26 protein-coding genes and 1 pseudogene are annotated in these 25,501 nt (G+C 72.8%); 13 read left to right on the plus strand and 14 right to left on the minus strand.

Annotated elements, in window-relative coordinates:
* Positions 1-132: 132 nt before the first annotated feature.
* Entirely contained in the window at positions 133-1,137 is a 1,005-nt protein-coding gene (locus ABFY07_RS13115) for a hemolysin family protein (protein WP_346174660.1), read from the plus strand.
* A 114-nt stretch (positions 1,138-1,251) separates the two neighbouring features.
* Here the strand turns inward: ABFY07_RS13115 and ABFY07_RS13120 are convergent, their stop codons facing one another.
* Both ABFY07_RS13120 and ABFY07_RS13125 read right to left on the minus strand, forming a co-directional pair.
* On the minus strand, positions 1,252-1,473 hold the full coding sequence (locus ABFY07_RS13120) for a hypothetical protein (protein WP_065966831.1): 222 nt from the start codon (positions 1,471-1,473) through the stop codon (positions 1,252-1,254).
* 134 nt (positions 1,474-1,607) lie between these two features.
* Positions 1,608-1,811: a hypothetical protein gene (locus ABFY07_RS13125; protein ID WP_346174661.1), complete on the minus strand. Its 204-nt coding sequence runs from the start codon at positions 1,809-1,811 to the stop codon at positions 1,608-1,610.
* Between the two features lie 61 nt (positions 1,812-1,872).
* Between ABFY07_RS13125 and ABFY07_RS13130 the strand changes: the two genes are divergently transcribed.
* From ABFY07_RS13130 to mug, 3 genes are all read left to right on the plus strand, one after another.
* The gene (locus tag ABFY07_RS13130; RefSeq protein ID WP_346174662.1) at positions 1,873-2,643 is read left to right on the plus strand and encodes an SGNH/GDSL hydrolase family protein; all 771 of its coding nucleotides are present in this window, start codon (positions 1,873-1,875) and stop codon (positions 2,641-2,643) included.
* Positions 2,644-2,713: 70 nt separating this feature from the next.
* Positions 2,714-4,147: an adenylosuccinate lyase gene (purB, locus tag ABFY07_RS13135; protein WP_346174663.1), complete on the plus strand. Its 1,434-nt coding sequence runs from the start codon at positions 2,714-2,716 to the stop codon at positions 4,145-4,147.
* A 19-nt stretch (positions 4,148-4,166) separates the two neighbouring features.
* Positions 4,167-4,709, plus strand: a complete 543-nt coding sequence (gene mug, locus ABFY07_RS13140; protein ID WP_346174664.1) for a G/U mismatch-specific DNA glycosylase — start codon at positions 4,167-4,169, stop codon at positions 4,707-4,709.
* A 59-nt stretch (positions 4,710-4,768) separates the two neighbouring features.
* Here mug and ABFY07_RS13145 read toward each other — a convergent pair whose 3' ends face one another.
* Together ABFY07_RS13145 and ABFY07_RS13150 are read right to left on the minus strand one after the other, a co-directional pair.
* The gene (locus tag ABFY07_RS13145) at positions 4,769-5,647 is read right to left on the minus strand and encodes a glycosyltransferase family 2 protein (RefSeq protein ID WP_346174665.1); all 879 of its coding nucleotides are present in this window, start codon (positions 5,645-5,647) and stop codon (positions 4,769-4,771) included.
* Between the two features lie 76 nt (positions 5,648-5,723).
* The gene (locus tag ABFY07_RS13150; protein WP_346174666.1) at positions 5,724-6,152 is read right to left on the minus strand and encodes a phosphorylase family protein; all 429 of its coding nucleotides are present in this window, start codon (positions 6,150-6,152) and stop codon (positions 5,724-5,726) included.
* A 936-nt stretch (positions 6,153-7,088) separates the two neighbouring features.
* Here ABFY07_RS13150 and ABFY07_RS13155 point away from each other — a divergent pair.
* Positions 7,089-7,310: a hypothetical protein gene (locus tag ABFY07_RS13155; protein WP_346174667.1), complete on the plus strand. Its 222-nt coding sequence runs from the start codon at positions 7,089-7,091 to the stop codon at positions 7,308-7,310.
* 72 nt (positions 7,311-7,382) lie between these two features.
* On the opposite strand, the gene ABFY07_RS13160 is transcribed toward ABFY07_RS13155, so the two are convergent.
* The 5 genes and pseudogenes from ABFY07_RS13160 to ABFY07_RS13175 form a co-directional block, all read right to left on the minus strand.
* On the minus strand, positions 7,383-8,294 hold the full coding sequence (locus ABFY07_RS13160) for an NsdA family TPR-like regulatory protein (protein WP_346174668.1): 912 nt from the start codon (positions 8,292-8,294) through the stop codon (positions 7,383-7,385).
* A 105-nt stretch (positions 8,295-8,399) separates the two neighbouring features.
* Positions 8,400-8,588: pseudogene (locus tag ABFY07_RS43130) on the minus strand (helix-turn-helix domain-containing protein); the annotation flags it as partial.
* A 1,021-nt stretch (positions 8,589-9,609) separates the two neighbouring features.
* On the minus strand, positions 9,610-10,050 hold the full coding sequence (locus ABFY07_RS13165) for a hypothetical protein (protein WP_346174669.1): 441 nt from the start codon (positions 10,048-10,050) through the stop codon (positions 9,610-9,612).
* A gap of 58 nt (positions 10,051-10,108) precedes the next feature.
* Positions 10,109-10,840 carry an ABC-2 transporter permease gene (locus tag ABFY07_RS13170; RefSeq protein ID WP_346174670.1) on the minus strand — a complete coding sequence of 244 codons (732 nt, stop codon included), beginning with the start codon at positions 10,838-10,840 and terminating at the stop codon, positions 10,109-10,111.
* 6 nt (positions 10,841-10,846) lie between these two features.
* Positions 10,847-11,818 carry an ATP-binding cassette domain-containing protein gene (locus tag ABFY07_RS13175; protein ID WP_346174671.1) on the minus strand — a complete coding sequence of 324 codons (972 nt, stop codon included), beginning with the start codon at positions 11,816-11,818 and terminating at the stop codon, positions 10,847-10,849.
* Positions 11,819-11,918: 100 nt separating this feature from the next.
* Between ABFY07_RS13175 and ABFY07_RS13180 the strand changes: the two genes are divergently transcribed.
* The 3 genes from ABFY07_RS13180 (at position 11,919) to ABFY07_RS13190 (ending at position 15,328) form a co-directional block, all read left to right on the plus strand.
* Entirely contained in the window at positions 11,919-13,262 is a 1,344-nt protein-coding gene (locus ABFY07_RS13180; protein ID WP_346174672.1) for a sensor histidine kinase, read from the plus strand.
* 61 nt (positions 13,263-13,323) lie between these two features.
* On the plus strand, positions 13,324-13,977 hold the full coding sequence (locus tag ABFY07_RS13185) for a response regulator transcription factor (RefSeq protein WP_346174673.1): 654 nt from the start codon (positions 13,324-13,326) through the stop codon (positions 13,975-13,977).
* A 67-nt stretch (positions 13,978-14,044) separates the two neighbouring features.
* Positions 14,045-15,328, plus strand: a complete 1,284-nt coding sequence (locus tag ABFY07_RS13190; protein ID WP_346174674.1) for an ROK family protein — start codon at positions 14,045-14,047, stop codon at positions 15,326-15,328.
* A gap of 80 nt (positions 15,329-15,408) precedes the next feature.
* Here the strand turns inward: ABFY07_RS13190 and ABFY07_RS13195 are convergent, their stop codons facing one another.
* Positions 15,409-15,813, minus strand: coding sequence for a cupin domain-containing protein (locus tag ABFY07_RS13195; protein ID WP_346174675.1), 405 nt, complete (start codon positions 15,811-15,813; stop codon positions 15,409-15,411).
* The gene (locus tag ABFY07_RS13200) at positions 15,810-17,258 is read right to left on the minus strand and encodes an MFS transporter (protein WP_346174676.1); all 1,449 of its coding nucleotides are present in this window, start codon (positions 17,256-17,258) and stop codon (positions 15,810-15,812) included. The genes ABFY07_RS13195 and ABFY07_RS13200 overlap by 4 nt, the downstream gene beginning before the upstream one ends.
* A gap of 57 nt (positions 17,259-17,315) precedes the next feature.
* Between ABFY07_RS13200 and ABFY07_RS13205 the strand changes: the two genes are divergently transcribed.
* The 3 genes from ABFY07_RS13205 (at position 17,316) to trpS (ending at position 20,134) form a co-directional block, all read left to right on the plus strand.
* Complete coding sequence (locus ABFY07_RS13205; protein ID WP_346174677.1) at positions 17,316-17,984, plus strand: TetR/AcrR family transcriptional regulator; 669 nt, start codon at positions 17,316-17,318, stop codon at positions 17,982-17,984.
* A gap of 129 nt (positions 17,985-18,113) precedes the next feature.
* Positions 18,114-18,818, plus strand: a complete 705-nt coding sequence (locus tag ABFY07_RS13210) for an SMI1/KNR4 family protein (protein WP_346174678.1) — start codon at positions 18,114-18,116, stop codon at positions 18,816-18,818.
* 203 nt (positions 18,819-19,021) lie between these two features.
* Positions 19,022-20,134 carry a tryptophan--tRNA ligase gene (gene trpS / locus ABFY07_RS13215; RefSeq protein ID WP_346174679.1) on the plus strand — a complete coding sequence of 371 codons (1,113 nt, stop codon included), beginning with the start codon at positions 19,022-19,024 and terminating at the stop codon, positions 20,132-20,134.
* A 9-nt stretch (positions 20,135-20,143) separates the two neighbouring features.
* On the opposite strand, the gene ABFY07_RS13220 is transcribed toward trpS, so the two are convergent.
* Entirely contained in the window at positions 20,144-20,884 is a 741-nt protein-coding gene (locus ABFY07_RS13220) for a GntR family transcriptional regulator (protein ID WP_346174680.1), read from the minus strand.
* A gap of 184 nt (positions 20,885-21,068) precedes the next feature.
* On the opposite strand from ABFY07_RS13220, the gene ABFY07_RS13225 reads away from it, so the two are divergent.
* Positions 21,069-21,848, plus strand: a complete 780-nt coding sequence (locus ABFY07_RS13225) for an SDR family NAD(P)-dependent oxidoreductase (protein WP_346174681.1) — start codon at positions 21,069-21,071, stop codon at positions 21,846-21,848.
* 28 nt (positions 21,849-21,876) lie between these two features.
* Here ABFY07_RS13225 and ABFY07_RS13230 read toward each other — a convergent pair whose 3' ends face one another.
* Both ABFY07_RS13230 and ABFY07_RS13235 read right to left on the minus strand, forming a co-directional pair.
* Positions 21,877-22,824: an RNA polymerase sigma-70 factor gene (locus ABFY07_RS13230; RefSeq protein ID WP_428836917.1), complete on the minus strand. Its 948-nt coding sequence runs from the start codon at positions 22,822-22,824 to the stop codon at positions 21,877-21,879.
* Between the two features lie 38 nt (positions 22,825-22,862).
* Complete coding sequence (locus tag ABFY07_RS13235; RefSeq protein ID WP_428836920.1) at positions 22,863-23,801, minus strand: EamA family transporter; 939 nt, start codon at positions 23,799-23,801, stop codon at positions 22,863-22,865.
* Positions 23,802-23,998: 197 nt separating this feature from the next.
* On the opposite strand from ABFY07_RS13235, the gene pdxR reads away from it, so the two are divergent.
* Positions 23,999-25,495, plus strand: coding sequence for a MocR-like pyridoxine biosynthesis transcription factor PdxR (gene pdxR, locus ABFY07_RS13240; protein ID WP_346174684.1), 1,497 nt, complete (start codon positions 23,999-24,001; stop codon positions 25,493-25,495).
* Positions 25,496-25,501 lie beyond the last annotated feature (6 nt).

Consider the following 25,501-nt stretch of genomic DNA (forward strand, 5'->3'; position numbering starts at 1 on the left):
CGGCGGCGGGCAGCACGGCGGGGGCGGCGGGGCCGCAGGCGACCGCGCCGACGGCGGCCCGGACGACGCCGACGGCCTGGACGACGGCGGCCGCTTCGGGCGTCGCTCGGGCGATGGCGAGGGGGCGGCCCGATGACGCTGCTGCAGTTGCTGATCGGCCTGCTCACGCTGGTCGCCAACGCCTTCTTCGTCGGCGCCGAGTTCTCCCTCATCTCGGTGCGGCGCAGCCAGATCGAGCCGCGCGCCGAGCAGGGCGACCGGCGGGCCCACGCCGTGCTGTGGGGGCTGGAGCACATCTCCGCGCTGCTGGCCGCGGCCCAGCTCGGCATCACGCTGTGCACGCTGGTGCTGGGTGCGGTCGCGGAGCCCGCCATCGCGCATCTGCTGGAGCCGGTCTTCCAGGCCGTGCGGCTGCCCGCCGGGCTGGTCCACCCGGTCGCGTTCGTGATCGCGCTGACCGCGGCGACGTATCTGCACATGCTGTTCGGCGAGATGGTGCCGAAGAACGTCGCCCTGGCCGAACCGGTGCGCTCGGCGCTGCTGCTCGGCCCGCCGCTGGTCGCCCTGGCGCGCGCCCTGCGCCCGGTGATCTTCGCCGTCAACGCGTTCGCGAACGGCCTGCTGAAGCTGTTGCGGGTGGAGCCCAAGGACGAGGTGTCGGCCACCTTCTCCGACGACGAGCTGGCCCGGGTGGTGGTGGACTCCAGCGAGGCCGGGCTGCTGGACGACCGGGGCGCCGAGCGGCTGCGGGACGCCCTCGAACTGGGCCGGCGCCGGGTGCGGGACGTGGTGCTGCCCCTGGACCGGGTGGTCTCCGCCCGGCTCGGGGTGACCCCCGAGGAGCTGGAGCGGCTGGCGGCACGGTCCGGCTTCTCGCGCTTCCCGGTGGTCGACGACTCCGGTCGCATCCTGGGCTATCTGCACATCAAGGACGCGCTGGACGCGGGCCCGCGGGAGCTGCCGTTCCGCCCCGACCAGCTGCGCCCGATCGCCCGGGTGCGGGCGCAGGCGGCGCTGGACGACGTGCTGACCGCGATGCGCGACAGCCGCACCCACCTCGCCGCCGTCATCGGTGCGGAGGGGCGCCTGGAGGGCCTGGTCACCATGGAGGACGTGCTGCGCGAGCTGGTCGCCTGACCCCGGCGCGCTCCGGAGGCGAGCCGCACCACAGAAGGCCGCACCACAAAAACCGCGCTACAAAAGCCGCGCCCCACAAGCCGCGCCCCGCAAAAAAAAGGGGGCGCGCGGCGCCTACTCCGCTCGGCGCGACTCGTGCGCGATGATGCACGCCTGCCAGTGGGCGAGCGCCTCGGCCTTGCCGCCGCCCCCTTCCTCCGCCACCGCGAGCAGCGCGTCGGCGGCCATCGCGGCCAGCCGGACGGCCACCCGGCACACGTCCCGCCGCTCCAGCGGGTCCAGCAGGGCGACCGCCCCCTCCCCGTCGTCGGCGAGCGCGGCGGCCACGATGGCCATGGTCGTACGGTCGCATTCAAAGGCATCCACGCCGACCAGACTGCCCCGATGTGCCCCCTCCGGAACCCGGCGCGGGCCAACCGAGGGATCCGCCGGGCGTGCGGGGCGGGCGCGCGGGGTGCGTCGCGCGGGCCTCAGGTGGGGCGGGTGCCGGAGGGGTCGTAGCGGAAGACGGTGTACTCGACCCGCCCGATGACCTTGGTCCGCGTGGTCCGCCGGTAGAGCTCGGGCGGCCGGAAGATGTTGTCGTCGTAGATGTCGGCGCCCGGCTCCAGGTTCCAGGTGGCGGTGGTGCCGTTGCGCGCCCCGCCCTCGAAGTAGATGTTGGTCATCCCCATGCGGCTCATCATGCGCGTACCCGCCTCCTCGCGCAGCCCGCGGGATAGGATCTCCCGCGCCATGGGGATGAACACCACCTACACCAGCTTCGTCGCGGTCGGCGACTCCTTCACCGAGGGCATGTCCGACGAGCTGCCGGACGGCACCTACCGGGGCTGGGCCGATCTGCTCGCGGCGCGCCTCGCGGCCCGCGCTCCCGGCTTCCGCTACGCCAATCTCGCCGTGCGCGGCAAGCTCATCGGGCAGATCGTCGACGAGCAGGTGGACGCGGCGGCGGCGATGGGCGCGGACCTGGTCACCCTGGTCGGCGGGCTCAACGACGTGCTGCGGCCCAAGTGCGACGTGGAGCGGGTCTGCGGGCTGCTGGAAGAGGCCGTGGAGCGGCTGGCGCCCCGCTGCGAGCAGCTGGTGCTGATGCGCAGCCCCGGGCGGCGCGGTCCGGTGCTGGCGCGGTTCCTGCCCCGGATGGAGCGGCTGTTCTCCGTCATCGACGAGCTGGCGGCGCGGCACGGCGCGATCGTCGTGGACCTGTTCGCCTCCGAGGCGCTCGGCGATCCGCGGATGTGGGCGGAGGACCGGCTGCACCTGAACGCCGAGGGGCACCGGCGGGTGGCCGAGGCGGTCTGGCAGGCGCTGGGGCACGAGCCGGAGGCCGACTGGGACGCGCCGCTGCCACCCGCCATACGCCCCGGCTGGGTCGCCCGCCGCACCGCGGACGCGCGCTTCGCCCGCGAGCACCTGGGGCCGTGGATAGGCAGGCGGCTGACGGGCCGCTCCTCCGGCGACGGGCGCCCGCCGAAGCGGGCCGAGCTGCTGCCGTACAAGGGCTGAGCCGCACGCGGCCGGGCGCCGCCACAGCCACGGCGCTGGCCTGCGCATACGGCCAGTAGACTGTCTGCTCGTGACTGCTAAGCCGCGCATCCCGAACGTCCTGGCCGGCCGCTACGCCTCGGCGGAGCTGGCCGTCCTGTGGTCCCCCGAGTACAAGGTGACGCTGGAGCGGCGGCTGTGGCTCGCCGTGCTGCGCGCCCAGAAGGACCTGGGCATCGAGGTGCCGGACGCCGCCCTCGCCGACTACGAGCGGGTCCTGGAGACCGTGGACCTGGCCTCGATCGCCGAGCGCGAGAAGGTCACCCGGCACGACGTGAAGGCCCGGATCGAGGAGTTCAACGCGCTCGCCGGGCACGAGCACGTCCACAAGGGCATGACCTCCCGCGATCTGACCGAGAACGTGGAGCAGTTGCAGATCCGGCTCTCCCTGGAGCTGGTCCGGGACCGTACGGTGGCGACGCTGGCCCGGCTGGGGAAGCTGGCCGCCGACCACGCCGAGCTGGTCATGGCCGGGCGCTCGCACAATGTGGCGGCGCAGGCGACGACCCTCGGCAAGCGCTTCGCGACCGCGGCCGACGAGCTGCTGGTGGCGTACGGGCGGCTGGAGGAGCTGCTGGCCCGCTACCCGCTGCGCGGCATCAAGGGCCCGGTCGGCACCGCCCAGGACATGCTGGACCTGCTGGGCGGCGACGCGGCCAAGCTCGCCGAGCTGGAGCGGCGGATCGCCGAGCACCTGGGCTTCGGGCGGGCCTTCACCTCCGTCGGCCAGGTCTACCCGCGCTCGCTGGACTACGAGGTGGTCACCGCCCTGGTGCAGCTGGCGGCGGCCCCCTCCTCGCTCGCCAAGACGATCCGGCTGATGGCCGGGCACGAGCTGGTGACCGAGGGCTTCAAGCCCGGGCAGGTCGGATCCTCCGCCATGCCGCACAAGATGAACACCCGCTCCTGCGAGCGCGTCAACGGCCTGGCCGTGATCCTGCGCGGCTACGCGTCGATGACCGGCGAGCTGGCGGGCGACCAGTGGAACGAGGGCGATGTGTCCTGCTCGGTGGTGCGCCGCGTCGCGCTGCCGGACGCCTTCTTCGCCTTCGACGGGCTGCTGGAGACCTTCCTGACGGTCCTCGACGAGTTCGGCGCCTTCCCGGCCGTCGTCGCCCGCGAGCTGGACCGCTACCTGCCCTTCCTGGCGACGACGAAGGTGCTGATGGGGGCGGTGCGGGCCGGGGTGGGCCGCGAGGTGGCCCACGAGGCCATCAAGGAGCACGCGGTCGCCTCCGCGCTGGCGATGCGCGAGCAGGGCGCCGAGCGCAACGAACTGCTCGACAAGCTGGCCGCCGACGAGCGGATCCCGCTGGACCGCGACCAGCTGGACGCGCTGATGGCCGACAAGCTGTCCTTCACGGGCGCCGCCGCCGACCAGGTCGCCACGGTGGTCGCCCGGATCGAGGAGATCGCCAAGCGGCACCCGGAGGCCGCGGCCTACGCCCCCGGGTCGATCCTCTGACGCGCGCGGGCAGCCCTCGATGACCCCCGCCGAGCTGGAAGCCGCCCGCGACCGCCTCGTGCCCGACGTGGTCGCGGCCGGCCTCCGCGTGCTGTTCTGCGGCATCAACCCGGGGCTGATGACGGCCGCGACCGGCCACCACTTCGCCCGCCCGGGCAATCGCTTCTGGCCCGTCCTGCACGCCTCCGGCTTCACCCCGCGCCTGCTCAAGCCGTCCGAGCAGCACGAGTTGCTGTCGTACGGCCTGGGGATCACCAATGTGGTCGCCCGGGCCAGCGCCCGGGCCGACGAGCTGACCGACGAGGAGTACCGCGAGGGCGGGCGGCTCCTTCAGGAGAAGGTCACCCGCCTGCGCCCGCGATGGCTCGCCGTCGCGGGGGTGACCGCCTACCGCGTCGCCTTCGGCGACAAGCGGGCCGCGATCGGGCCGCAGGAGCGCACCATCGGCAGCACCCGGATATGGGCGCTGCCCAACCCCAGCGGGCTCAACGCCCACTGGACCCTGGCCACGATGGCCGAGGAGTTCGCCCGGCTGCGCGCCGCCGCGTACGCCGACGACTGACGGGCGCTGGATACGGTTCGGAACTGTATGGCAGCGGCGTGGCCGGCGTCCGGCGCCGTTCAAAGGATCGGCGGCCTGCCTGCGCGGGTCAGCCGTACGACCGTGTGCCACCTCATCGGCGACCGCGAGCCGTGCCCGCCGCGCAGACCCTCCCTGAATCCCATGAGTGAGACTCGCAGTGCGGACCAACTGCGGGTACGCCACAAGGTGATGAGAATCCATGTGGCGAGGTTGAAGGGGATCAGGACGGTGGGCAGGTTGCGTCGGGCGAGCCAGACCCGGTTGCGGGCGTTGAGCCGGTAGAAGGTGTCGTGGCGGGCTGGGTCGGTCGCGGGGTGGTGGATGATGACGTCGGGCGTGTAGCGGCCGCTGTGTCCGTGGTCCCACAGGCGCCAGGCCAGGTCGATGCCCTCGTGGAAGAGGAAGAAGTGGCCCGGCCAGCCGCCGACCGCATCGAACGCCGAACGGCGCACCATCACGACGCCTTCGGCCATGACGGTGACGACGCCGGGGCGCGTGGGGTCCGAGGCGCGCAGCCGAGGTACCCAGCGGCGCAGGGTGGTGTGGTCGTCGGGATCGGTGATGCGCGGCTGTACGTACGCCAGGCCGGGCTCGCGCATGAACTCGGCGGCGAGACGGGACAAGGTGTCGGTGGTCGGCAGGTACGCGTCGTTGTCGAAGAAGAAGAGGTAGTCCCCCTTGACGTTGGCGGCGCCGATGTTGCGCCCTTCGGGAATGCCCACGTTCTCCGGTAGTTCGACGGTGCGCACCTCGGGCGGGACCTGCTCGGGAACACAGCCGTTGCCTACGACCACCACGTCCAGGTCGATACCCTCCTGGGCGAGGAGCGTGGCCATGGCCCGAGCGAGTTCCTCGGGCCGGTCGTTCATCGTCAGTACCACGGCGCCGACCGTGGGGCGCGGGGCGCCTGTGCTCACGAGGCGGGTCCTTTGCTGCTACAGGCTCGGTCTGATATTCGCCTGCCTGTCACCATCACGTCATGTTGCGGATGGCCTACCTTAGCGCTTCGTCGCCCGCCCTCTGTGGCACTCGCGCGGCGTTGCCGAGGGCGACCATGGCGGCCTCCAGCACCACATGCAGGGCGTTACGCGTTACGGGCGAGTTCTGGCGGCCGCGGCGGTCGACGAGGGAGTCGGCCACGGCGAAGACCGCTGCCGCATCGATGTTCCGGTGTTCGGCCACCGCGAATACCGCTGCGGCCTCCATGTCGGCTGTCAGGACGTCGGCGGCACCGTAGTGTGCCACTTCGGCAGCCGTCTCACGGTACGGCGCGTCGGTGCTCCATCCCGTTCCTCTGCGGACCTCTGTAGGGCGGGCACGCAGGATCCGCGCAAGAAAGCGCCGAGCTGTTCCAGCACCAAGGCGGCCACGGGAGCGCCGAGGCCAAACCCTCCGCAAATGCCGAGTATCCGGCTTTGACACTCCAGCACGCGCAGCTCCCCGCGCACCCGTCCCTCCAGTTGGCGTATACCCTCCTCCTGATCACCACGGACACCGAAGCGTGATACGGCACGGAATCTGTACGAGTTCCAAGGTCGTTCAGGAGCACTCAGAGCTGGGAGCGAGCAGCCTGGGCAAACGAATTTGTTGCGACTACGGTCCTGCGGAAGGCTGCTTCGGCGTTGGCCTTCTCGGCCGGGGTGATGTGCCTACCTATGTCAAATGAGGCAACCAGGCTCACTGCCGTAAGCGCATGATCATGGGCTGCGTCCGCGGCGGTACGAGCCATCTCGGTTACTGCTCCCGTACCTTCCAGCTCGACAGCGACGTGTGTTCTCCGCATGGACTGAATCAAGAGTACGACCTCTCTACTAAGGTCGGTGAGTTCTTCGGGAGTCACAGACGTAGGGATACCTTCTGCGCGGTCAATTGCTACGCGTAGGCATCGTTGTGCTGGGTCGTACAGCTCACGGAGGGCCAAGAGGAATGCGTGGTATGCCTCCCGGCGTGCTTGGTGTTTCTGTACACCGAATGTGGATCTCGCGGTAATTAAAGCGGTAGCTCCGGTTGCTACCGCGCCAACCATTGCCCCGTAAATGGCCGCAAGCCCTTGATCCATTCTGCCCTCCGTCGGGTGTCACTCAGTCGTACAGTAGCGGAGGCGGAATGGTGCCTGGTCCTGTTCCGAAAAGGTCTGAGCAACGCCGGAGGCGCAACGAGCCGACCGGGCCGACATTGGTGAAAAGGCGGCGGCCGGTAAGGCCCCTACCATCCCACGGGCGTCCGCCGACTGGCCCCCGGCATACCGTCCGACGGGACACCCTGGAGAGGTTCGTCCCGGCCGTGAGTGCCCATGGAGAGAGCGCGGTGGGCGACGCAACGGCCCGCCTGCCCCGGTTCCTCCGTACGGAGACAGCCATGCACCATGAGCTTTGGGAGTCGTGCGGCATGGACACCATGGAGGAGTTCCGAGAGGAGGCCCTGGTGGCTTACGTGGACCTGGACGCGGCCAAGCGGTACCGGAAGCATCACGCCACGGAGCTGGACGCCGTGCACAGCATCACGAACGTGGAGCTGGACACGAACCTGGAGCTGATCAGCTACTCCGACAACATCGACCGGTCCAAGTTCCAGTTCTGAGCCTGGGGACCAGCTCCCCGGCCCTGGACCCCTGTCTCCTGCGGGAGGCGGGGCCCTTCGTCGTATCCAGATCTACGCGGCCGGGTACCGGGCCAGGAGACTGGCCACCTCTGGAACGTCGCGATACTCCGTGAGTCGGCGGAGTGCCACGCGCGCACGATCGGCAGTGCGCTCCGACGCTCCCGCGGAGGAGAGCGAAATGACCCGCTCGGTAGCGGTTACTGCCTCTTCCGGTTCATTGGCGTCCGCCAGGGCCACGGCCAACCAGGAGAGGTATAGGGCCATCTCCCGCGTATGCGTGGCGTCGTACTGGCGCAGAACCTGTTGAAGGAGCGGGACGGCCCGGAGGGGGTGCCGTAGCTCCGTGTAGACCCGGGCGTCCATCACCTCCAGCTCCGCCGTGGATACCCAGTACGTCCAGGTGGGTTCCTCGGGCCCGTGATCGCTGGTGATGGCGTCGTGAGCGTTGTTCAGGGCCCGCATTGCCGGCTGAGCGTTTCCGGCTTTGGCGTGAGCCCAGGCCACCCGGTCCAGGAAGAGCGCGCGGGCCCGTGGCGGTGCCTCGGGGGCCCCCTCCGTGGCGGCCGTAGCCATTTCCACTCCCTCACGTTCGCGACCGGTGTTGGAGGCCATGTACGCGAGGGAGCCCAGAAGATTGCCCGCCAAGGTTGAGTCCCCGGCGTTGTTCGCAGCGGATAGTCCCAGGCGATAGATCCGCTCGGCCTCCGAATGCTGTCCTGCGTCGGTGGAGATCCACCCGCAGATTTGCGCCAGCTCCCCGATGGTGCGGAGAAGTTCGCGTCCCACATCGTCAGTGTGGGTGCTCTCCCGGTATAGGCAGACCGCTCCGCGTAGCTCCCGCAGGGCGGGACCGATGAGGTCCCGTCCGTACACCACGTCATCGGCCAGCCGGAGGGCATGGACCCGCTGAGCCTGGTCCCTGACGTCCTCCAGGCCGATTCTGCGGCCGGTTCGGTTGGCCAATTGGGTCAGAGGGTCCCCCCCAGGGAGAAATTCGCTCAGACATGCGGGAGGGGCCGCCCCGGACAGCGTCGATGCTTCGACCAGTTGGGCCGCCAGGTCAACAAGGGCCCTACCGGTGCCCAGTAACCGGTCCAGAGCTTCAGCCAGTTGTAGTGACGGAATCTGCTTCCCGGCGAAGACTCTGCTCAGATATGCATGATCAAAGTTAACCGCGCGTGCGGCTGCTCGAATCGACATACCGCGATCTTCTAAGGACGCCCGTGCGATGCGTCCAAATTCCCCGTCGTGGGCCATGGTGACAGGCTACCCAGTCACCACTCTGTCACCACCCTTTCACCAGGAGAAACTACCCGTCCGGGGAAGACTGTCAGCTACACAAGGACCCCCGCACCGGGGCGAACCGGCCGGGGGCATGGTCACGCTGAACAGGAGCGCAACAAGTGAAGGCTACTCGTCTACGTTTGCTGCCATGGCCTGGGCCCAACGGTCAGCGCGCGTACACGCCCGATGACTGCCCGGATGGCCGGATTGCCCGACTGGCCGATCGCGTAGAGGCAGAACAGCTCTCCACGGCGGAGGCTGTTCTCTCGCTCTCCAGGGGCATGCTGGGGACCGGTCTCCCCATTGAACCGGACGAATGCACCTACCTGATGAAGCGCCTGTCGGAGTGCCTGGAGGACATGATCCGCGTGGCGGAGTCCCGGGGTGGCCGACTCCCTGAGCCGAACCCGTTGGACGCGGAGTCGGAGAGCCTGGAGGGCCAGTCATGAGCCGACGCAGTGAGCCCACGCCGATGTCCGCTCCGCTTCCGGAGGGGTGGACGTACTTCCGGTCCAAGGGGTCACGAGTGCTGGGAGGCAGCGAGCCTCACTGGTACGCCACGGCTCCGTACCACATTTCGAGCCTCCCTGCGGTGGATGGCAGGGGCAAGCTGGATCAAACGGTCAGTGCGCCTACCTGGGCGGAGCTGCACCGACTGGTCACTGCACAGGTGGACAAGTACCACAAGCTGATGTCATGAGCGCTGACCCGTACGCGGAGACGCCGTACGCGGAGTCGCCGGATGGGTGGGGAAGGGCGCGCGCAGTTGCTAGTGCGCCGGGAGCGCCCGCGACTGCGGGCCCTGTACGAGAGCTGGGGATATGAGCACGCGGGTGAGAAATTGCCGTTCCCGGACTCACCGCTCTATGACGTGATGGTGCTCGATCTGAACCGAGCATGACGAAGGGCCCCGCCCTGCCTGGGCAGGACGGGACTCGCTGACCCGGATGTCACTACGCCGACGCCGACAGCCTTACGTCTGAGAGCAGGCGGCTCACCTCACGGTCTTCTCCCCTATCGCCGCGACCAGTTGCAGGGGCAGCTCGCGGTCCCCCTGGCCGATCCCGAGCCCTATCCAGCGCCCGCCGGTCCGCCAGCCGTACACCCGCCCCACATAGCCGCACAGCGAGGCCAGCGGCTCCGGGACCGGCTCCCCCATGGCCTGGCGCTCCAAGTGGTCGACGAGGTCGAGGACTTCCGGCTCGCCCCAGCGTAAGGACAGCACCTGGACGAGCGCCTCCAGCTCCGCCTCGAACTCCTCCTCGACCTCCATCAGGCGCTCCAGGTCCGCGTCCCAGAAGTCCTCGCTGACCAGGAGGTCGGCGACATGGAAGCCGGGGCCGCTCGCCACGGCCCCGGCCACGCCCGGCCGGTCCGGGAAGTCCCGGGCGCGCAGCAGGTCGATGGTCGCCAGATGGTCCGCCGTGCTGGTCATGGGCCCATTAAACAAGCGGGGTCCGACAACCGGGCCGGGCCCGGAACTTGGCCGCCCGTCAGGCGTCCCGGCGCACCAGGGCCAGCCGCCCGGCCCACACCGCGGCCGCCGCCCACAGCGCCAGCACGCCGAGCCCCGTCCACGCGCCGAGCGGGCCCTCGGGGGTGGCGTGCAGCACCTGCTGACCGGCCCGGTCGGGGAGGAACCGGGTGGCGGGCCCGTCGCCGAGCACGGGGGACAGGAAGCAGACCAGGGGGATGAGCAGCCCGAGCGCGCCGACCGGGCCGCGCAGCACGGCCGCGACGCCCGCGGACGCCACCGTGAGCAGCGCGAGGTAGATCCCGCAGCCGACCGCCGCGCGCAGCGCCCCCGGGGCGCCCGGGCCCACGCCCTGCTCGCCGAGCAGGGCCTGCCCGCCGAGCAGTGACGCGAAGCCGGTGACCAGGCCGACGGCGAGGGCGCACAGGCCCACGACGGCGAGCTTGCAGCCGTAGTACAGGCCGCGCCGGGGGACGGCGGCGAGCCAGACGCGGATGCCGCCGCCGGCGTACTCGTTGGCCACCGCGAGCACGCCGAAGCAGATGGCCGCGATCTGGCCGAAGTTCAGGCCGAAGAAGGAGAAGAAGACCGGGTCGAAGTTTCCGCCGTCGCTCTCCTTCCCGTCGTGGGTCGCGCTCACCAGCGCGGTGACGCCGGTGGTGGCCACCAAACCGCTGAGGAGGGCGATCATCAGGGAGGGCAGGGAGCGGATCTTCATCCACTCGGAGTGCAGCACCGCTTTGACGGACATACGTCTTCAAACCTCCTGCTTCGCTGTGTTCGCCGTCGTGTCCCCGGGCGCCGGCGCGGGGCGTGACGCGGTGAATTCGGCCCGGTCGGCGGTGAGCCGCAAATAGGCCTCCTCCAACGACGCCTTGTCCTCGGCCAGTTCGAGGACGGGGATGCCGTGGCGGGCGGCGAGGGCCCCGATGTCGTCCGGCGCGGCCCCGTCCACCGTCCAGTGGTCCGGCCCGTCCGGCTCCGCGGTCAGCCCCGCACGGGCCAGTTCCGAGCGCAGCCGCTCCGGCTCGGTGGTGCGCACCCGGGCCCGGGGCCGGCTGTGCTCCCGTACGAACGTCTCCATCGGCGTGTCCGCGAGCAGCCTGCCCCGGCCGAGCACGACCAGGTGATCGGCGGTCAGCGCGGTCTCGGCCATGAGGTGGCTGGAGACCAGGACGGTGCGGCCCTGGCCGGCCAGCCGTTTCATGAGGGTGCGGATCCAGACGATGCCTTCGGGGTCGAGCCCGTTGGCCGGTTCGTCGAGCATCAGCACCGGCGGGTCGCCGAGCAGCGCGGCGGCGATGCCCAAGCGCTGCCGCATGCCGAGCGAGAAGGTGCGGACGCGCCGCTCGGCGGCCGGGGCCAGGCCCGTCTCCTCCAGCACAGTGTCGACCCGGGCCGCCGGGACGCGGTTGCTGTGCGCCAGGCACAGCAGGTGGTCGCGGGCGGTGCGGGCGCCGTGGGCGGCCCCCGCGTCCAGCAGCGCGCCGACGTGGCGCAGCGGCTCGTCGAGTTCGCGGTACGGGCGGCCGCCGAGGGTCGCGGTGCCGGAGTCCGGCCGGTCCAGGCCGAGCACCATCCGCATCGTGGTGGACTTCCCGGCGCCGTTGGGCCCGAGAAAGCCGGTGACCCGGCCGGGCAGCACCCGGAAGGTCAGCCGGTCCACGGCGCGCACCGCCCCGTAGTCCTTGGTCAGTTGGTGTACGTCGATCGACGTCTGGCTGGTCATGGCCTCGACGGTGCCGTGCCGGGGCCGCCCGGGGCCTCCCCCGCGGGCGGGTTCCGGGTCCCCCGCGCGGGGGAGGGCGCGGGGCGGGCCGCGGGGCAGGATGGCCGATGTGTCGACGTCGCCCGCCGCCCAGGCCCTCCGTATCCCCCGCGCCCTGCCCCGCGCCGCCGCCCGCGCCGCCCTGGCCCCGCTGGCCCGGGCGGTCACCTACACCCGCTGGCTGCATCTGCTGACGGGGGCCGTGGTCGCGGCGGTGTGCGGGCTGGTCTACCCCGGGCTGTTCGGCGTCCGCCCGGTCCAGCTGCTGTGGCTGCCGGTGCTCCCGGTGGTCCCGCTGGTCGCCGTCGCGATGGTGCCGGCCACCCGGCTGGCGGAGGGGCTGCAGGCCCGGCTGCTGCTCGCCCCGGGGAAGCACGCGCGCCACGGGCGCGGCGACCTCGCCCCGCGGATCGCGGCCGCGCCGTCCGCGTCCCGGGGCGACCGGGCGCGCACCGCCCTGTGGCTGGTGCTGCGGCTGGAGGCCGGCTGTCTGATGACGCTGCTGAGCGTCCAACTGCCCGGCCTGACGGGAGCGCTGGTCACCGCCGCGGCCGGGGGCACGCCCACGCCGGTCCTGGGGGTGCGGATCACCGGCCACCACGGCTGGTACGCGCTGCTCGCCCCGCTCCCCCTGGCGGCCCTCATGGCGCTCGTGGTGGCCGCCGGGAACGTGATGACCGCGGCCGCCACCCGTCTGCTCGGCCCGTCGGCCGCGGAGCGGCTGGCCGCCCTGGAGGAGCGTACGGAGCGGCTGCTTGAGCACAACCGGCTCGCCCGCGAGCTGCACGACTCCATCGGGCACGCGCTCACGGTCGCGGTGGTGCAGGCGGGCGCGGCGCGGGCGGCGGGCACCCGGGAGTTCACGGACCGGGCGCTGGCCGCGATCGAGGAGACCGGGCGGCACGCGCTGGAGGACCTGGAGCGGGTGCTGAGGCTGCTGCGCGAGGACGGCGCCCGCGGCCCGGCCGACCGCCCGGGGCTGGCCGACGCCGAGCGCCTGCTGGAGTCGGCGCGGGCGGCGGGCTCGGCGCTCGACGCGCGGGTGACCGGCCCGCTGGAGGAACTGCCCGGCCCGGTCTCCCGCGAGGGCTACCGCATCCTCCAGGAGGCGCTGACGAATGTGCTGCGGCACGCGGGGCCGGTGCCGGTGGCCGTGCGGGTCGCGGTCGCCCCCGGCACGGGGGCGCTCCGGCTGGACGTACGCAACCCCCTCCCCGACCGTGCCGATGGCCCGGGCGGCCTCGGCGGGCCCGGCGTCGGCGCCGGGCGCGGCACCGGCCTGCGCGGCATCCGCGAGCGGGCGGCGCTGCTGGGCGGCGAGGCGGAGGCGGGCCCGTACGAGGGCGAATGGCGGCTGCGCGTGACCCTCCCCCCGAACCGCCCCGCCCGGGCAGGTGACCGCTGACGGGTGCCTGACGGGTGACCACGAGGGAAGGCTCCGGCCGAGCCCGCATTAAGGTGATCATGTGCCGATAAGCGTCCTCCTCGTCGACGACGAGCAGCTGGTGCGTGCCGGGCTGCGCGCGATCCTGGAGTCCCAGCCGGACATCCGGGTCACCGGCGAGGCCGCCGACGGCGCCTCGGTGGTGCCGCTGGTGCGGCGGCTGCGGCCGGACGTGGTCGCGATGGACGTCCGGATGCCGCTGATGGACGGCATCGAGGCGACCCGCGCGGTGCTGCGGGCGGTTCCCGATCCGCCCAGGATCCTGGTCGTGACGACGTTCGAGAACGACGAGTACGTCTACGAGGCGCTGCGCGCCGGGGCGGACGGCTTCCTGCTCAAGCGCGCCGGCCCCGCCGAGATCGTGCACGCGGTGCGCCTGGCGGCGGAGGGCGAGTCGCTGCTGTTCCCGGCGGCCGTACGGTCGCTCGCCGCGGCCCGCGGCGGCAACGCGCGCGCCCGCGAGGCGATGGAGCGCGCGGCCCTCACCGAACGCGAGGCCGATGTGCTGCGGCTGATGACCCGTGGCCTGTCGAACGCGGAGATCGCCGGCCGGCTGTTCATCGGCGCCGAGACGGTCAAGACCCATGTCAGCGCGGTGCTGGCGAAACTGGGCGCGCGGGACCGCACCCAGGCGGTGATCGCCGCGTACGAGTCGGGATTCGTATCGCCCGGCTGACGCGGCTCTCGCCGCGCCCCCGTCCAGCGGCTACCATCCGGCAACACGCACAGGAGAGGAGGCCCACGTGGGGCGGCTCACCGGTGGGGATCCCTCCCTGCTGCGGCGCATCAACTCCGCCGTGGTCCTGCACGCGTTGCGCGCGGCGACCGTGTCCCCCGACGGCCCGGAGCCCGGTGACGGCACGGACCCGGGCCCCGCCGCCGGCGCCGTCACCGACCCCCTCAGCGGCCCCCTCACCGACCTCACCGCCGACCGCGCCCCCGGCTGCGCCACCCTCACCGACCTGACCCGGGTGACCGGCCTGTCCCGCCCCACCGTGGAGGGCGTGGTCGAGGGGCTGGCCGCCGAGGGGCTGGTGGTGGAGATGCCCGCCGAGGAGGGCGGGGTACGCCGCCAGGGGCGCCCGGCCCGGCGCTTCCGCTTCCGGGCCGAGGCCGGCCACCTCCTCGGCATCGAGATCGGCGCCCACCGGGTCGCCGCGCTGCTCTCGGACCTCGACGGCCGCCCGCTGGGTTCGGCCGTGCGGGAGGTCTCCGAGAAGGCGTCGGCCGACGAGCGCCTGGAGCGGATCCGTACCGCCGTCGCCGATCTGCTGCGCCGGGCGGGGGTGGCCCGCTACTCGCTGCGGGCGGTGGGCGTCGGAAGCCCGGGCATCGTGGAGGCCGACGGCACCGTCCACCTGTGCACCGCCCTCCCCGGCTGGACCGGACTGCGTCTCGGGGAGCGCCTGCGCCGCTCCTTCCGCTGCCCGGTGCTCGTCGAGAACGACGCGAACACCGCCGCCGTCGCCGAACACTGGAAGGGCGCCGCCGTCGGCTCCGACGACGTCGTCTTCGTCCTGGCGGGCCTGAGCCCCGGCGCGGGCTCGCTGATCGGCGGCCGGCTCCACCGCGGCTTCGGGGGCGCCGCGGGGGAGATCGGCGCTCTCCATCTGCTGGGCCGCGAAGCCAGTCCGGAGGAAGTCCTCTCCACCACCGGCGAACCGCTCAATCCCCTCGACGAGGACCAGGTCGCGCGCGTCCTCGCCCTCGCCGACGCCGGTGACGCCCACGCCCGCGCCGCCGTGGACCGCTTCGTCCGCCGCCTCGTCCACGACGTGGCGGCCCTGGTCCTCGCCCTGGACCCCGAGCTGGTGGTGGTCGGCGGCTGGGCCACCGGCCTCGACGGCGTCCTCGGCCCCCTCCGGGACGAGCTCGCCCGCTACTGCCTGCGCCCGCCGCAGGTCACCCAGTCCCTCCTGGGCGAGGCGGCCGTCGTGACCGGGGCGCTCCGGCTGGCCCTCGACCATGTGGAGGAGGAGCTGTTCGCCGTGGAGTCCACGGTCACCGCCCGCCGGCCGGTCCGGTAGCGGCCGAAGGGCCACGGCCCGGCTGCTGGCGCTGGTCGCGGAGGACAACGACGCAGGGCGTCTGCCGGGCCGCATTCCGCTTAGCGAGTGTCAGCGCGCTTTTCGAGGCGGGTGCCGTGGCGAAGGGTGATCGACATGAGGTCGCTGGGAGTGTCCAGCTCCAGGCGGTGCCAGCGACCGCGGGGGACGATCACGGCGGTGCCTGCCTGCAACGGGACCATCTGCTCGGTGCCGCCGGGCCCAGTGGGACGGAAGTAGAGGCGGACACCTCCGGTCAGGCAGCACACCGCCTCCTCGGCCTCCGGGTGCATCTCCCAGTGGTCGGCGTGTACGTCGGCGTCGGCCTCCACGCGGAACGTCGCGATCTGCCAGGCGCCGGAGTCGCTGCTCGTCATCCGCCGTTCGGCAGCTTGGACGACGCCATCGGGGTGGATGTGCAGCGCCGAGGCGAACAGGTCGATGGGTGAGAGGGGTGACGTCGTCATGCCGGTGTTCCTTCCAGTCGGTTCTCTGCGGTGGTGGCGGGTTGCGGGCCAGGTGTTTCGGCCTGGCGGCGGGGCAGTACGCCGATCGCCACGACCGCTGCGAGCGCGAAAAGGGCGGCGGCGAGGGCCAGACCCAGGGCGTAGCCATCGTTGAGCGCGGCAGGGCTGGTGGCCGTGCCGGTGCGGTGTGCGGCGATGGTGGCCAGGGCGGCCAGGCCGATGCAGCCGCCGAGTTGGCGGGAGCTGTTCATGAGGCCGGAGGCCATGCCGGCCTCGCGGGGAGCGACGCCCGTAGTCGCGGCGGCGACGATCGGGGCTATGACCAGTCCGACGCCGACTCCGGTGATGACGCTAGGACCGAGTACGTCCGTGAGGAAGCCGCCGTCGGGGCTGACGCAGGCGAACCAGGCCAGGCCTACGGCGGCGAGCAGGGCACCGGGCACGAGGGCCGTACGGGGGGTGCGTGCCGCGGTGACGCGGGTCGCGACGATGCTGCCCGCGACCAGGCTCGCGGAGAAGGGCAGGAACGCGGTGCCGGTTGCTGCGGGGCCCATGCCGAGCACCTGCTGCATGTACAGGGACACGAAGTAGAACGCCGCGAACTGCCCGGCCGTGGAGAAGAAGACCAACACGTTGGCGCCGGCGACCCAGCGGCCGCGTAGCAGGCCGAGGCGCAACAGCGGTGCGGGGGTCCTGGATTCGGCGACGATGAAGGCGGCCAGGAGCGCGGCCGCGGCGCCGAGCGTCGCCCATGTGGCCGGGGAGCCCCACCCTTGGGTGTCGGTGCGAACCACCCCGAGCACCAGCAGACCGGCTCCACCGGTTGCCAGGACGGCGCCGAGCACGTCCAGCCTCTCGCGCCGGGCGGGGCGTGCTTCGGCGGGCACGCCTGCGAGAACCAGCGCGAGAGCCACCGCCACGATGGGCAGATTGATCAACATCACCCAGCGCCAGCCCGCGTACTGGGTGAGCAGGCCACCGGCCAGCACGCCCAGCGCTCCTCCCGCGGCGTTCACCCCGCTCCACACCCCGAGCGCGCGTACGCGCTGCGGGCCCTCGGGGAAGGCGGTGGTGAGCATCGCCAGCGTGGCCGGGGTGGCTGCTGCGGCTCCCAGGCCCTGACCGGCGCGGGCGGCGATCAGTTGCCAGGGGGCCTGGGCCAGCCCGCCCGCCAGCGAGCACAACCCGAAGAAGGCGAGGCCCAGCACGAAGAGCCGACGTCGGCCGTACAGGTCGCATGCGCGGCCACCCAGCAGCAGGAATCCGCCGAGCGTGAGCGCGTAGACGTGCACGACCCACGACAAGGCGAGTGGCGCGAACCCCAACGCGGTGCGCATTGCGGGCAGCGCGACGTTGACCACCGACAGGTCCAGGGCGACGGCGAACTGGGCGACGGCCACCGCCGCCAGTACCACTCCGGGCCGCCCCTGCGAGTTTTTATACATGTAAGGAAAATAGCCTTGGAGGATCACTGCTGTCGACACCTGGGGGATGATGAGGGCATGCCGCAACCATCCGCACCGCGCAGAACGCTCGGCCGACCTCCCCGTATCTCCCGCGAGGAGGTCGTCACAACTGCCCGCCGGATCGTGGACTCGGAAGGCGTGGACCGGCTGACGATGCGGCGGCTGGCCACGGAGATCGGCAGTACGCCGATGGCGCTCTACCACCACGTCCGCAACAAGGAAGAACTGCTCGTCCTGCTGCTGGACGACTACGCCGCGCGGGCGCTGCACCGGCCCGAACTGCCCGCCCAGCCTCGCGAGCGGATCGTCGTCGCTGCCGCCGCGATCCACAAAGCGCTCGCCGCCTGCCCCTGGATCGTGGAGGTGCTGACTGCCGACGACTTGATGTCCGCATCCGCCTTGTGGTTCGTCGAGCAGATCGTCGACGGTCTGGTCGCATGCGGACTGACCCCCGAGCGGGCCATACAGGGATACCGCGCGATCTGGTACTACACGGTCGGAGAGATCGTGGTCCGGGCGACAGCGGCCCGGAGGCGCACAGACGACGACCGCCCCACCTACCGGGAGCGGATCTTTGCCGATCTCGACCCGAGCGAACTACCCCGTCTGGCACAGGCCGCGGACCACTGGGCACCGCTGACCGCTGAGGACACCTACCTCGATGGGCTCCGCGCCATGGTGGACGGCCTTCTCGCTGCCCGCTGACGAGTCGCCCCGGGGATACACGCGCCTGGCCTCCGAGATGACTGGTCGATCGTAGGGACGCGGAATTGCCGGTGGGGCGGAACGAAATCATCCATTTCAAGCGGCGCGGAGATCGGCCGAGGAGGCACGATGAGCGGGACGTGGGCCGGGGTGCGGGAGCGCGTGCTCGCGCTGCGGAAGGCGCCGCGGTGGTGGGCCGTCTTCGGTGCCGACCACCCCGGTCACGGCCACGAGTTCGAGCTGCTGCCCGTCCTCACCGAGGAGCGGCTGCGGGACGTGGAGCGGTGGCTGGGGACCGGACTGCCCGAGGAGTACCGCACGTTCCTCACGGAGGTGGGCGCGGGCGGCGCGGGCCCCGACTACGGCCTGTTCCCGCTGCGGCCGCCCGGCCCCGGCACCCCGCCCGCCACCGGCCACTGCGCGCTGCCCTTCCGCCCGGGGCTCACGGCCGAGCTGGAGGAGCACGAGGAGGCGGAGCCCCGGCGGGAGGACCACCCGGACGACGAGACCTTCGCCGCCGCGTACGCCGCCTGGGACACCCGCCGCGACGAGCTGAACGACGCCCTGACCGAGGGCACCCTCTGCGTCGGCTCCCAGGGCTGCGCGTACTACTCGCTCCTCGTGGTCACGGGCCCGTACCGCGGCACCATGTGGGACGACGTACGGGCCGTCGGCGAGGGCGTGGTGCCGATCGAGCCGCGGGGCCGGACGGGGCCGGTCACCTTCGCCGAGTGGTACCTCGACTGGCTCGACCACGCGGAGCGGCGCGCCTGGGACACGACGACCGAACCCCCGCCACGCCTTCGGTTCATCCCCGACCGCGCGGACGGGTGACGGGGACCACGGCCTGCCGGGGCCCGGTGGCGTTATGCTGCGCTCATGCTTCTTTCGCCGTGTCTCAGCTGGTGGCGCTCCTCTTAGGAGCGGCCGCCTCTCAGACGTGGAAAGGGCCGTTCGGACGGACGGCCCTTTTTGTGTCCCGTGGAGCAGGGGGTGTCGTCTCGTCCGAACGGCGGCACCGACCCCCAGGAGACCTCATGGAAACCACCGTCCGGACCCCGGCTCCCCAGGCCCTCACCTCCGATTCCGCCGCCGACACGCTCGGGGTGTCCGCCGCGCGGGCGCGCAGCGCGGTGCTGGAGGAACGGATCCTCGATGACCCCGGGCAGTTCCGGGTGCTGACCGGCGACCGCCCCACCGGGCGGCTGCACCTGGGCCACTACTTCGGCACGCTCCACAACCGGGTGCGGCTGCAGGACCTCGGCGTGGAGATGTTCGTCATCATCGCGGACTACCAGGTCCTCACCGACCGCGATGTCGCGGACGACCTGACCCGGCACGTCGAGGAGCTGGTGCTCGACTACCTCGCCGTCGGCGTGGATCCGGCACGCGGCACCATCTTCACGCACAGCGCGGTGCCCGCGCTCAACCAGCTGCTGCTGCCGTTCCTCAGCCTCGTCTCCGTCGCCGAACTCGAGCGCAACCCCACGGTGAAGGACGAGATCGTCCACTCGCGGCAGGCCGCCATCAGCGGCCTGATGTTCACCTACCCCGTGCACCAGGCAGCCGACATCCTCTTCTGCAAGGCCAATCTGGTCCCGGTCGGCCGGGACCAGCTCCCCCACCTCGAACTCACCCGGACCGTCGCCCGCCGCTTCAACGACCGCTACGGCGCCGGCACCGCCGTCTTCCCCCGGCCCGACGCGCTGTTGTCGAGCGCGCCGCTGCTGCTCGGCACGGACGGCACCAAGATGAGCAAGAGCCGGGGCAACGCCATCACCCTGGCCGCCGACGCCGACGAGACGGCCCGGCTGATCAAGGGGGCGAAGACCGACTCCGAGCGCCGCATCACCTACGACCCGGCCACCCGCCCGGAGGTGTCCTCGCTGCTCCTTCTGGCCGCCCTGTGCCAGGGCCGGACCCCCGAGCAGGTCGCCTCCGACATCGGCTCCGCGGGGGCCGCCGCGCTGAAGAGGACCGTAACCGAGTCGGTCAACGAGTACCTGGCTCCCCTCCGGGCCCGCCGGGCCGAGTACGCGCGGGACCGCGGCTTTCTCCACCAGGTCCTGCGCGAGGGCAACGAGAGGGCCAACGCCGTGGCGGACGCCACCCTGGCCGAGGTGCGGGCCGCCATGAACAACCGCTACTGAACGGCGGCTTCAGCCCGCCAGGACCATGCCCGCGCCGTCCCCGAAGGTGAGGCGGCAGGTGTCGGCGCGGTACGTGGCGACGGCCACGGCGACCGTGCGGCCGGCGGCGGTGTAGCGGGTGGTGACCAGGAGAACGGGGGCGCCGGGCAGGCGGTCCAGCCGCTTGGCGTCGTCGGCGCGGGCGGAGCCCAGCTCGACGGACTGTTCGCGGCCTTCGAGTTCGACGCGGCGCAGCTCGCCGAGGACCGCGCGGGCGCGGGCGGCGCCGGGCGGGATGTCGAGGGCGGCGAGCCCGGGGACGGAGGCGGCCGGGACATAGAGCAGCTCGGCGGCGATCGGCTGGCCGTGGCTGACGCGGGTGCGGCGCACGGTGTGCACGGGGGTGCCGGGCCGGACGTCGAGGAGCCGGGCGATCGCGGCGGGCGGCGCGGCCTCCGCGCTGTCGACGGGCTGCCAGGCCGCCTCGTCGGTGTCGTCCCAGCTGTGGGCGCGGTCGCCGACCGCGACGCCCACGCGGGGCGGGGCGACGGTGGTGCCCACGCCGCGGCGGCGCTGCAACCTGCCCTCCAGCTCGAGCTGTTCGAGGGCCTGCCTGAGGGTGGCGCGGGCCACGCCGAAGCGGGCCGCGAGCTCGCGCTCGTTGGGCAGGATCTCACCGACGGCGAACTCCGAGTCGAGCGCGTCGCTGAGCACGGTCTTGAGGTGCCAGTACTTGGGCTCCGGCACCGTGTCGAGCTGCGTGGTCCCCACCCTGTCCTCCGCAACGGATCTGCGCGCTTACGCGTGCTCTGCAGTGCTCTGCAGTGCTCTGTATTGCGTGTTTCTTTATTAAAGGTTGTTGCAGTATCTGTAGCGACCATAAAGCGGCGCCTTGCCTTGGTCAAGACCAATTGCCTTGGTAAGGACCTATCAACGCGCCGCCTAGGATGCGGTCATGACGTCAGAGCCCTATCTCTCCGAGCTGTTCTCGCTGACCGACCGGGTCGCCGTGGTGACCGGCGGCAGTTCGGGCATCGGCCGGGCCATCGCCGTGGCGCTGGGGCGCGCGGGCGCGAGCGTCGTGGTGGTGGCGCGCAGGGAGGCCGAGTTGGCCGCCACCGTGGAGGAGCTGACGGGGCACGGCTGCCGTGCGGCCCGGGTGAGCGCGGACCTGGGCACCCGGGAGGGGGTACGGGCGGCGGCGGAGGAGGCGGTCGCCGCGTTCGGGGAGCCCGACATCCTGGTCAACAGCGCCGGGATCAACCTGCGGCCCCCGCTGGGCGAGCTGGGCGACGACGTGTGGGACACCACGATGGCGGTCAACCTGGAGGCGCCCTACCTGCTGGGGCAGCGGTTCGGCCCGGCGATGGCCGCACGGGGCTTCGGGCGGATCATCCACATCACCTCCCAGCAGGCGCACCGGGCGTTCGTGCAGAGCGGCGCGTACGGCGTCTCCAAGGGGGCGTTGGAGTCGCTGGCCCGGTCACAGGCCGAGGCCTGGTCGCCGTACGGGGTCACCTGCAACACGCTGGTGCCGGGGTTCGTGATGACGCCGCTCAACAGGCGGCTGTCCACCGACCCGGAGAAGGTGGCGGCGCTGGCCGCGCGCACGATGGTCGGGCGCAACGGGCTGGCCGAGGACTTCGCCGGCGCGGCGGTGTTCCTGGCGAGCCGCGCCTCCGGCTATGTCACCGGGCAGTCGATCTTCGTCGACGGCGGGTTCTCCGTTCACTGAGCCGCTCGTAAGCCGCTCCCCGAGCCCTTCACTGAGCCGCGCCGCCGGGCGTCCCCCCTGCCGGAGGTGCCAGGTGGGCCAGGTGGGCCAGCTTGTCGGGGTTGCGCACGATGTAGACGGCCTGGACCAGGCCGTCCGCGACGTCGAGGCTGAGGACCGTGTCGGGGCGGCCGTCCGCGAAGAGCACCAGCGCGGGGCCGCCGTTGAGCTCGGTGAAGGCCAATTCCGGGTGCTGCCTGGCGTCCTGGGCCACCGCCACCATGAAGCGGGCGATCTTGTCCGCCGTCTCCATGACACGCAGCGGCGCCTTGGACTTGCCGCCGCTGTCGCCGATCAGGCGTACGTCGGGCGCCAGCAGTGCGAGCAGTCCCTCGAGGTCGCCGTCCCGGGCGGCGGCCAGGAAACGCTCCGTCAGGTCGCGGCGCTGCGCCGGGTCCACCTCGAACCGCGGCTTGCGCTCCTCCACATGGCGCCGCGCCCGCCCGGCCAGCTGCCGCACCGCCGGCTCCGTGCGGTCCAGGGCGGTGGCGATCTCCCCGTACGCGAAGCCGAAGGCCTCGCGCAGGACGAACACCGCGCGCTCCAGTGGGGAGAGCGACTCCAGGACGACGAGCACGGCCAGTGAGACGGACTCGGCGAGCAGCGCCCGCTCGGCGGTGTCCGGGGCGGCGTGGCCGAGGTCGGTGACGAGCGGCTCGGGCAGCCAGGGGCCGACGTACGACTCGCGGCGGGACCGCGCCTGCCGCAGCCGGTCGATGGCGAGCCGGGTGGTGACGCGCACGAGGAAGCCGCGGGGGTCGCGGACCGTTTCGCGGTCGGCGCCGGACCAGCGCAGCCAGGCCTCCTGCACCACGTCCTCCGCGTCCGCGACGCGGCCCAGCATCCGGTAGGCCACCGCGGTCAGGAGGGAGCGGTGGTCTTCGAAGACGTCCGTCGCGGTGTCGGCCGCGTTGTGAGAGGTGGCCACGGGGGCCATCCTCCCACGCCCACCGGACGGCGGCCCGGGCGCTTCGGCTACGAGCGGCGGGGCACCGGCCGCGGTGCCCGCGCGCGGCCCAGCACCCCCGAGCCGAGGGCCACTCCCAGAGCGACCAGGAGGCTGCCCGCCGCCTGCGCCGTGCCGTAGCCGCCGGTGCCGACGAGCGGTGCGGTCGCGGCGGCGGAGACGGGGATCAGACCGGAGAAGAGGGTGGCCCGCTCGGCGCCGATCCGCTGGACGCCGACGTACCAGAACACGAAGCCGACGACGGTCACCACGGCCGCCTGCCACAGCAGTGCCGCCGCCTCCCCGCCGTCCGGGGCCCGCAGCCATCCCCGGCCGTCGAGCACCAGGGCGAGCAGCGCGGACTCCACGGCGGCGAGGCCGCAGGCCGCGGCGGACAGCAGCCGGGGGCCGAGCGGCCGCAGGACCGGGACGGCCAGCACGGCGAACCCCACCTCGCCCCCGAGCGCCGCCGCCGACCACAGCAGCCCGGCCGTGTCCGTACGCCCCCACCCCTGGACGACGAACGCGCCGGCGGCCACCGAAAGCGCCCCCACGACCACGGCCGGCGCCGGGTGCCGCCCGTCGAGCGCGGGCACGATCACCGCGACGACCACGGGCGCACAGCCGACGAACACCCCGGGCACCGCGGGCTCCGCGCTGCCCTCCGCCGCGAGCACGGCGAGGTTGAACCCGACCATTCCGACGGCCGCCAGCACGGCCAGCCGCGCCCACTGGCGCCCGGTCAGCTTCCGCAGCCTGCCCGCCACTTGCCCCTCGGGCGCCCGACCGTCCAGACCGCCGCGTCGGGCCCGGCCGCGCCATCCGGCGAGCGGCAGCAGCAGGGCACAGGCGAGGCCGTAGCGCAGCGCCTGGCCGCCCGCGTGGGGGTAGTCGCCGAGCACGCTGTTGGCGGTGAACGAGGCGCCCACCAAACAGCAGGCCACCGCCGCGAGCAGCGCCCCGAGCAGCCGGTGGCGCGCTCCCGCGCCACCGCCGGGGCGCGGGACGGGGTCCCCGCGCCCGGCGGCGGGGGCCACGGTGGGAGCCGCGGCGGAGCGGGTGGCGACCCGGGCCGCGGGGGCGCCCGGGTCCGGCACCGGGAGATCGTTTCGTTTCATGACGCCGACGCTAGGCAGCCGACCGGCACCCCTTAAGGTCCAATCCGATGGCTGATTCAGGGACCACTTCCGGTACCGCCGCTTCCGGTACCGCCGCTTCCGGTGCCACCGCCTGGCAGCTGCTGCTTCCCACCGCGTCCGCGCCGCCCCGCCGGCGCGGACGGACGCTGCAGGCCGCGCTGCGCGAGGCGGTGCGCTCGGGGCGGATCGCCGCCGGGACCCGGCTGCCGTCCAGCCGGGAGCTGGCGGCCGACCTGGGGGTCTCGCGCGGCCTGGTGACCGAGGCGTACGAGCAGCTGACGGCCGAGGGGTACCTGAGGAGCGCGCGCGGCTCGGGCACCTGGGTGAGCGGGGCGGCGCGGGCCGCGGCGGAGCGGGGGCACCAGGCGCCCGTGTCCGGCGGCGCGCCCGGGACCGGCTTCGTACCCGGTACCCCCGATCTGTCGCTGTTCCCGCGCGCCGCGTGGTCGGCGGCGCACCGCCGGGCCCTGGCGCGCCTCCCGCACAGCGCCCTGGGGTATCCGGATCCGCGCGGGCTGCCCGAGTTGCGGGCCGCGGTGGCGGGGCTGCTCACCCGGCGCCGGGGGGTGGTGGCGGACCCGGAGTGCGTGGTGATCTGCTCGGGCGTCGCGCAGGCCATGACGCTGCTGGGCTTCACGCTGGCCGGGCTCGGGCACCGCGCGGTGGCGGTGGAGGACCCCGGCAGCCCCGAGCACACGACGCTGCTGGCGGCGACGGGACTGACAGCCGTGCCGGTGCCGCTGGACGCGGAGGGGCTGTCCCCCACCGCCCTGGCGGCGTCGGACGCGCGGGCCGCCCAGCTCACCCCGTCCCACCAGTTCCCCCTGGGCGTCGCGTATTCGGCGCGGCGCCGCCTCGAACTGCTGGAGTGGGCGCGGGCCGTCGACGGCCTGCTGATGGAGGACGACTACGACGGCGACTTCCGCTACGACCGGGCGCCCGTCGGCGCGCTGCAGGGCCTGGACCCGGCTCGGGTCGCCTATGCCGGCTCGGTCAGCAAGTCGCTGGCCCCGGGGCTGCGGCTGGGCTGGCTGGTGGTGCCCGGCGGCCTCGTGGGCCCGGTCGTGGAGCGCAAGCGGACCATGGACCTGGGCAATCCGGCGCTCGACCAAGCGCTGTTGGCCGAGTTCATCGAGCGCGGCGACTACGACCGGCAGTTGCGGCGCTGCCGGCGCGCCTACCGGGAGCGGCGGGACGCGCTGGTCACGGCGCTGGCCGAGCACTTCCCCGGCACGGAGGTGACCGGGATCTCCGCCGGGCTGCACGTCATCGCGCGGCTGCCGAGGCGGTACGGGCCCCAGGACCGCTTCCTGGAGCGCGCGGCGCGGGCCGGGGTGGCGCTGCGCCCGCTCGCCGCCTACGGGCACCGGCCCGGCCGCGCCCCCGGCCCCACGCCCGCCGACGACGACGGGCGGGTACGTCTGGTGATGGGCTATGCCCATCTGCCCCCCGCCCGCATCGCCCGGGCCGTGGCCGCGATCGCCCGCGCCGGCGGCCCGGGCCTTCCCGGCACCCCTCGGTGAGTTGTT

Source organism: Streptomyces sparsogenes subsp. cuspidosporus (assembly GCF_039532705.1).
Classification (GTDB): Bacteria; Actinomycetota; Actinomycetes; order Streptomycetales; family Streptomycetaceae; genus Streptomyces; species Streptomyces sparsogenes.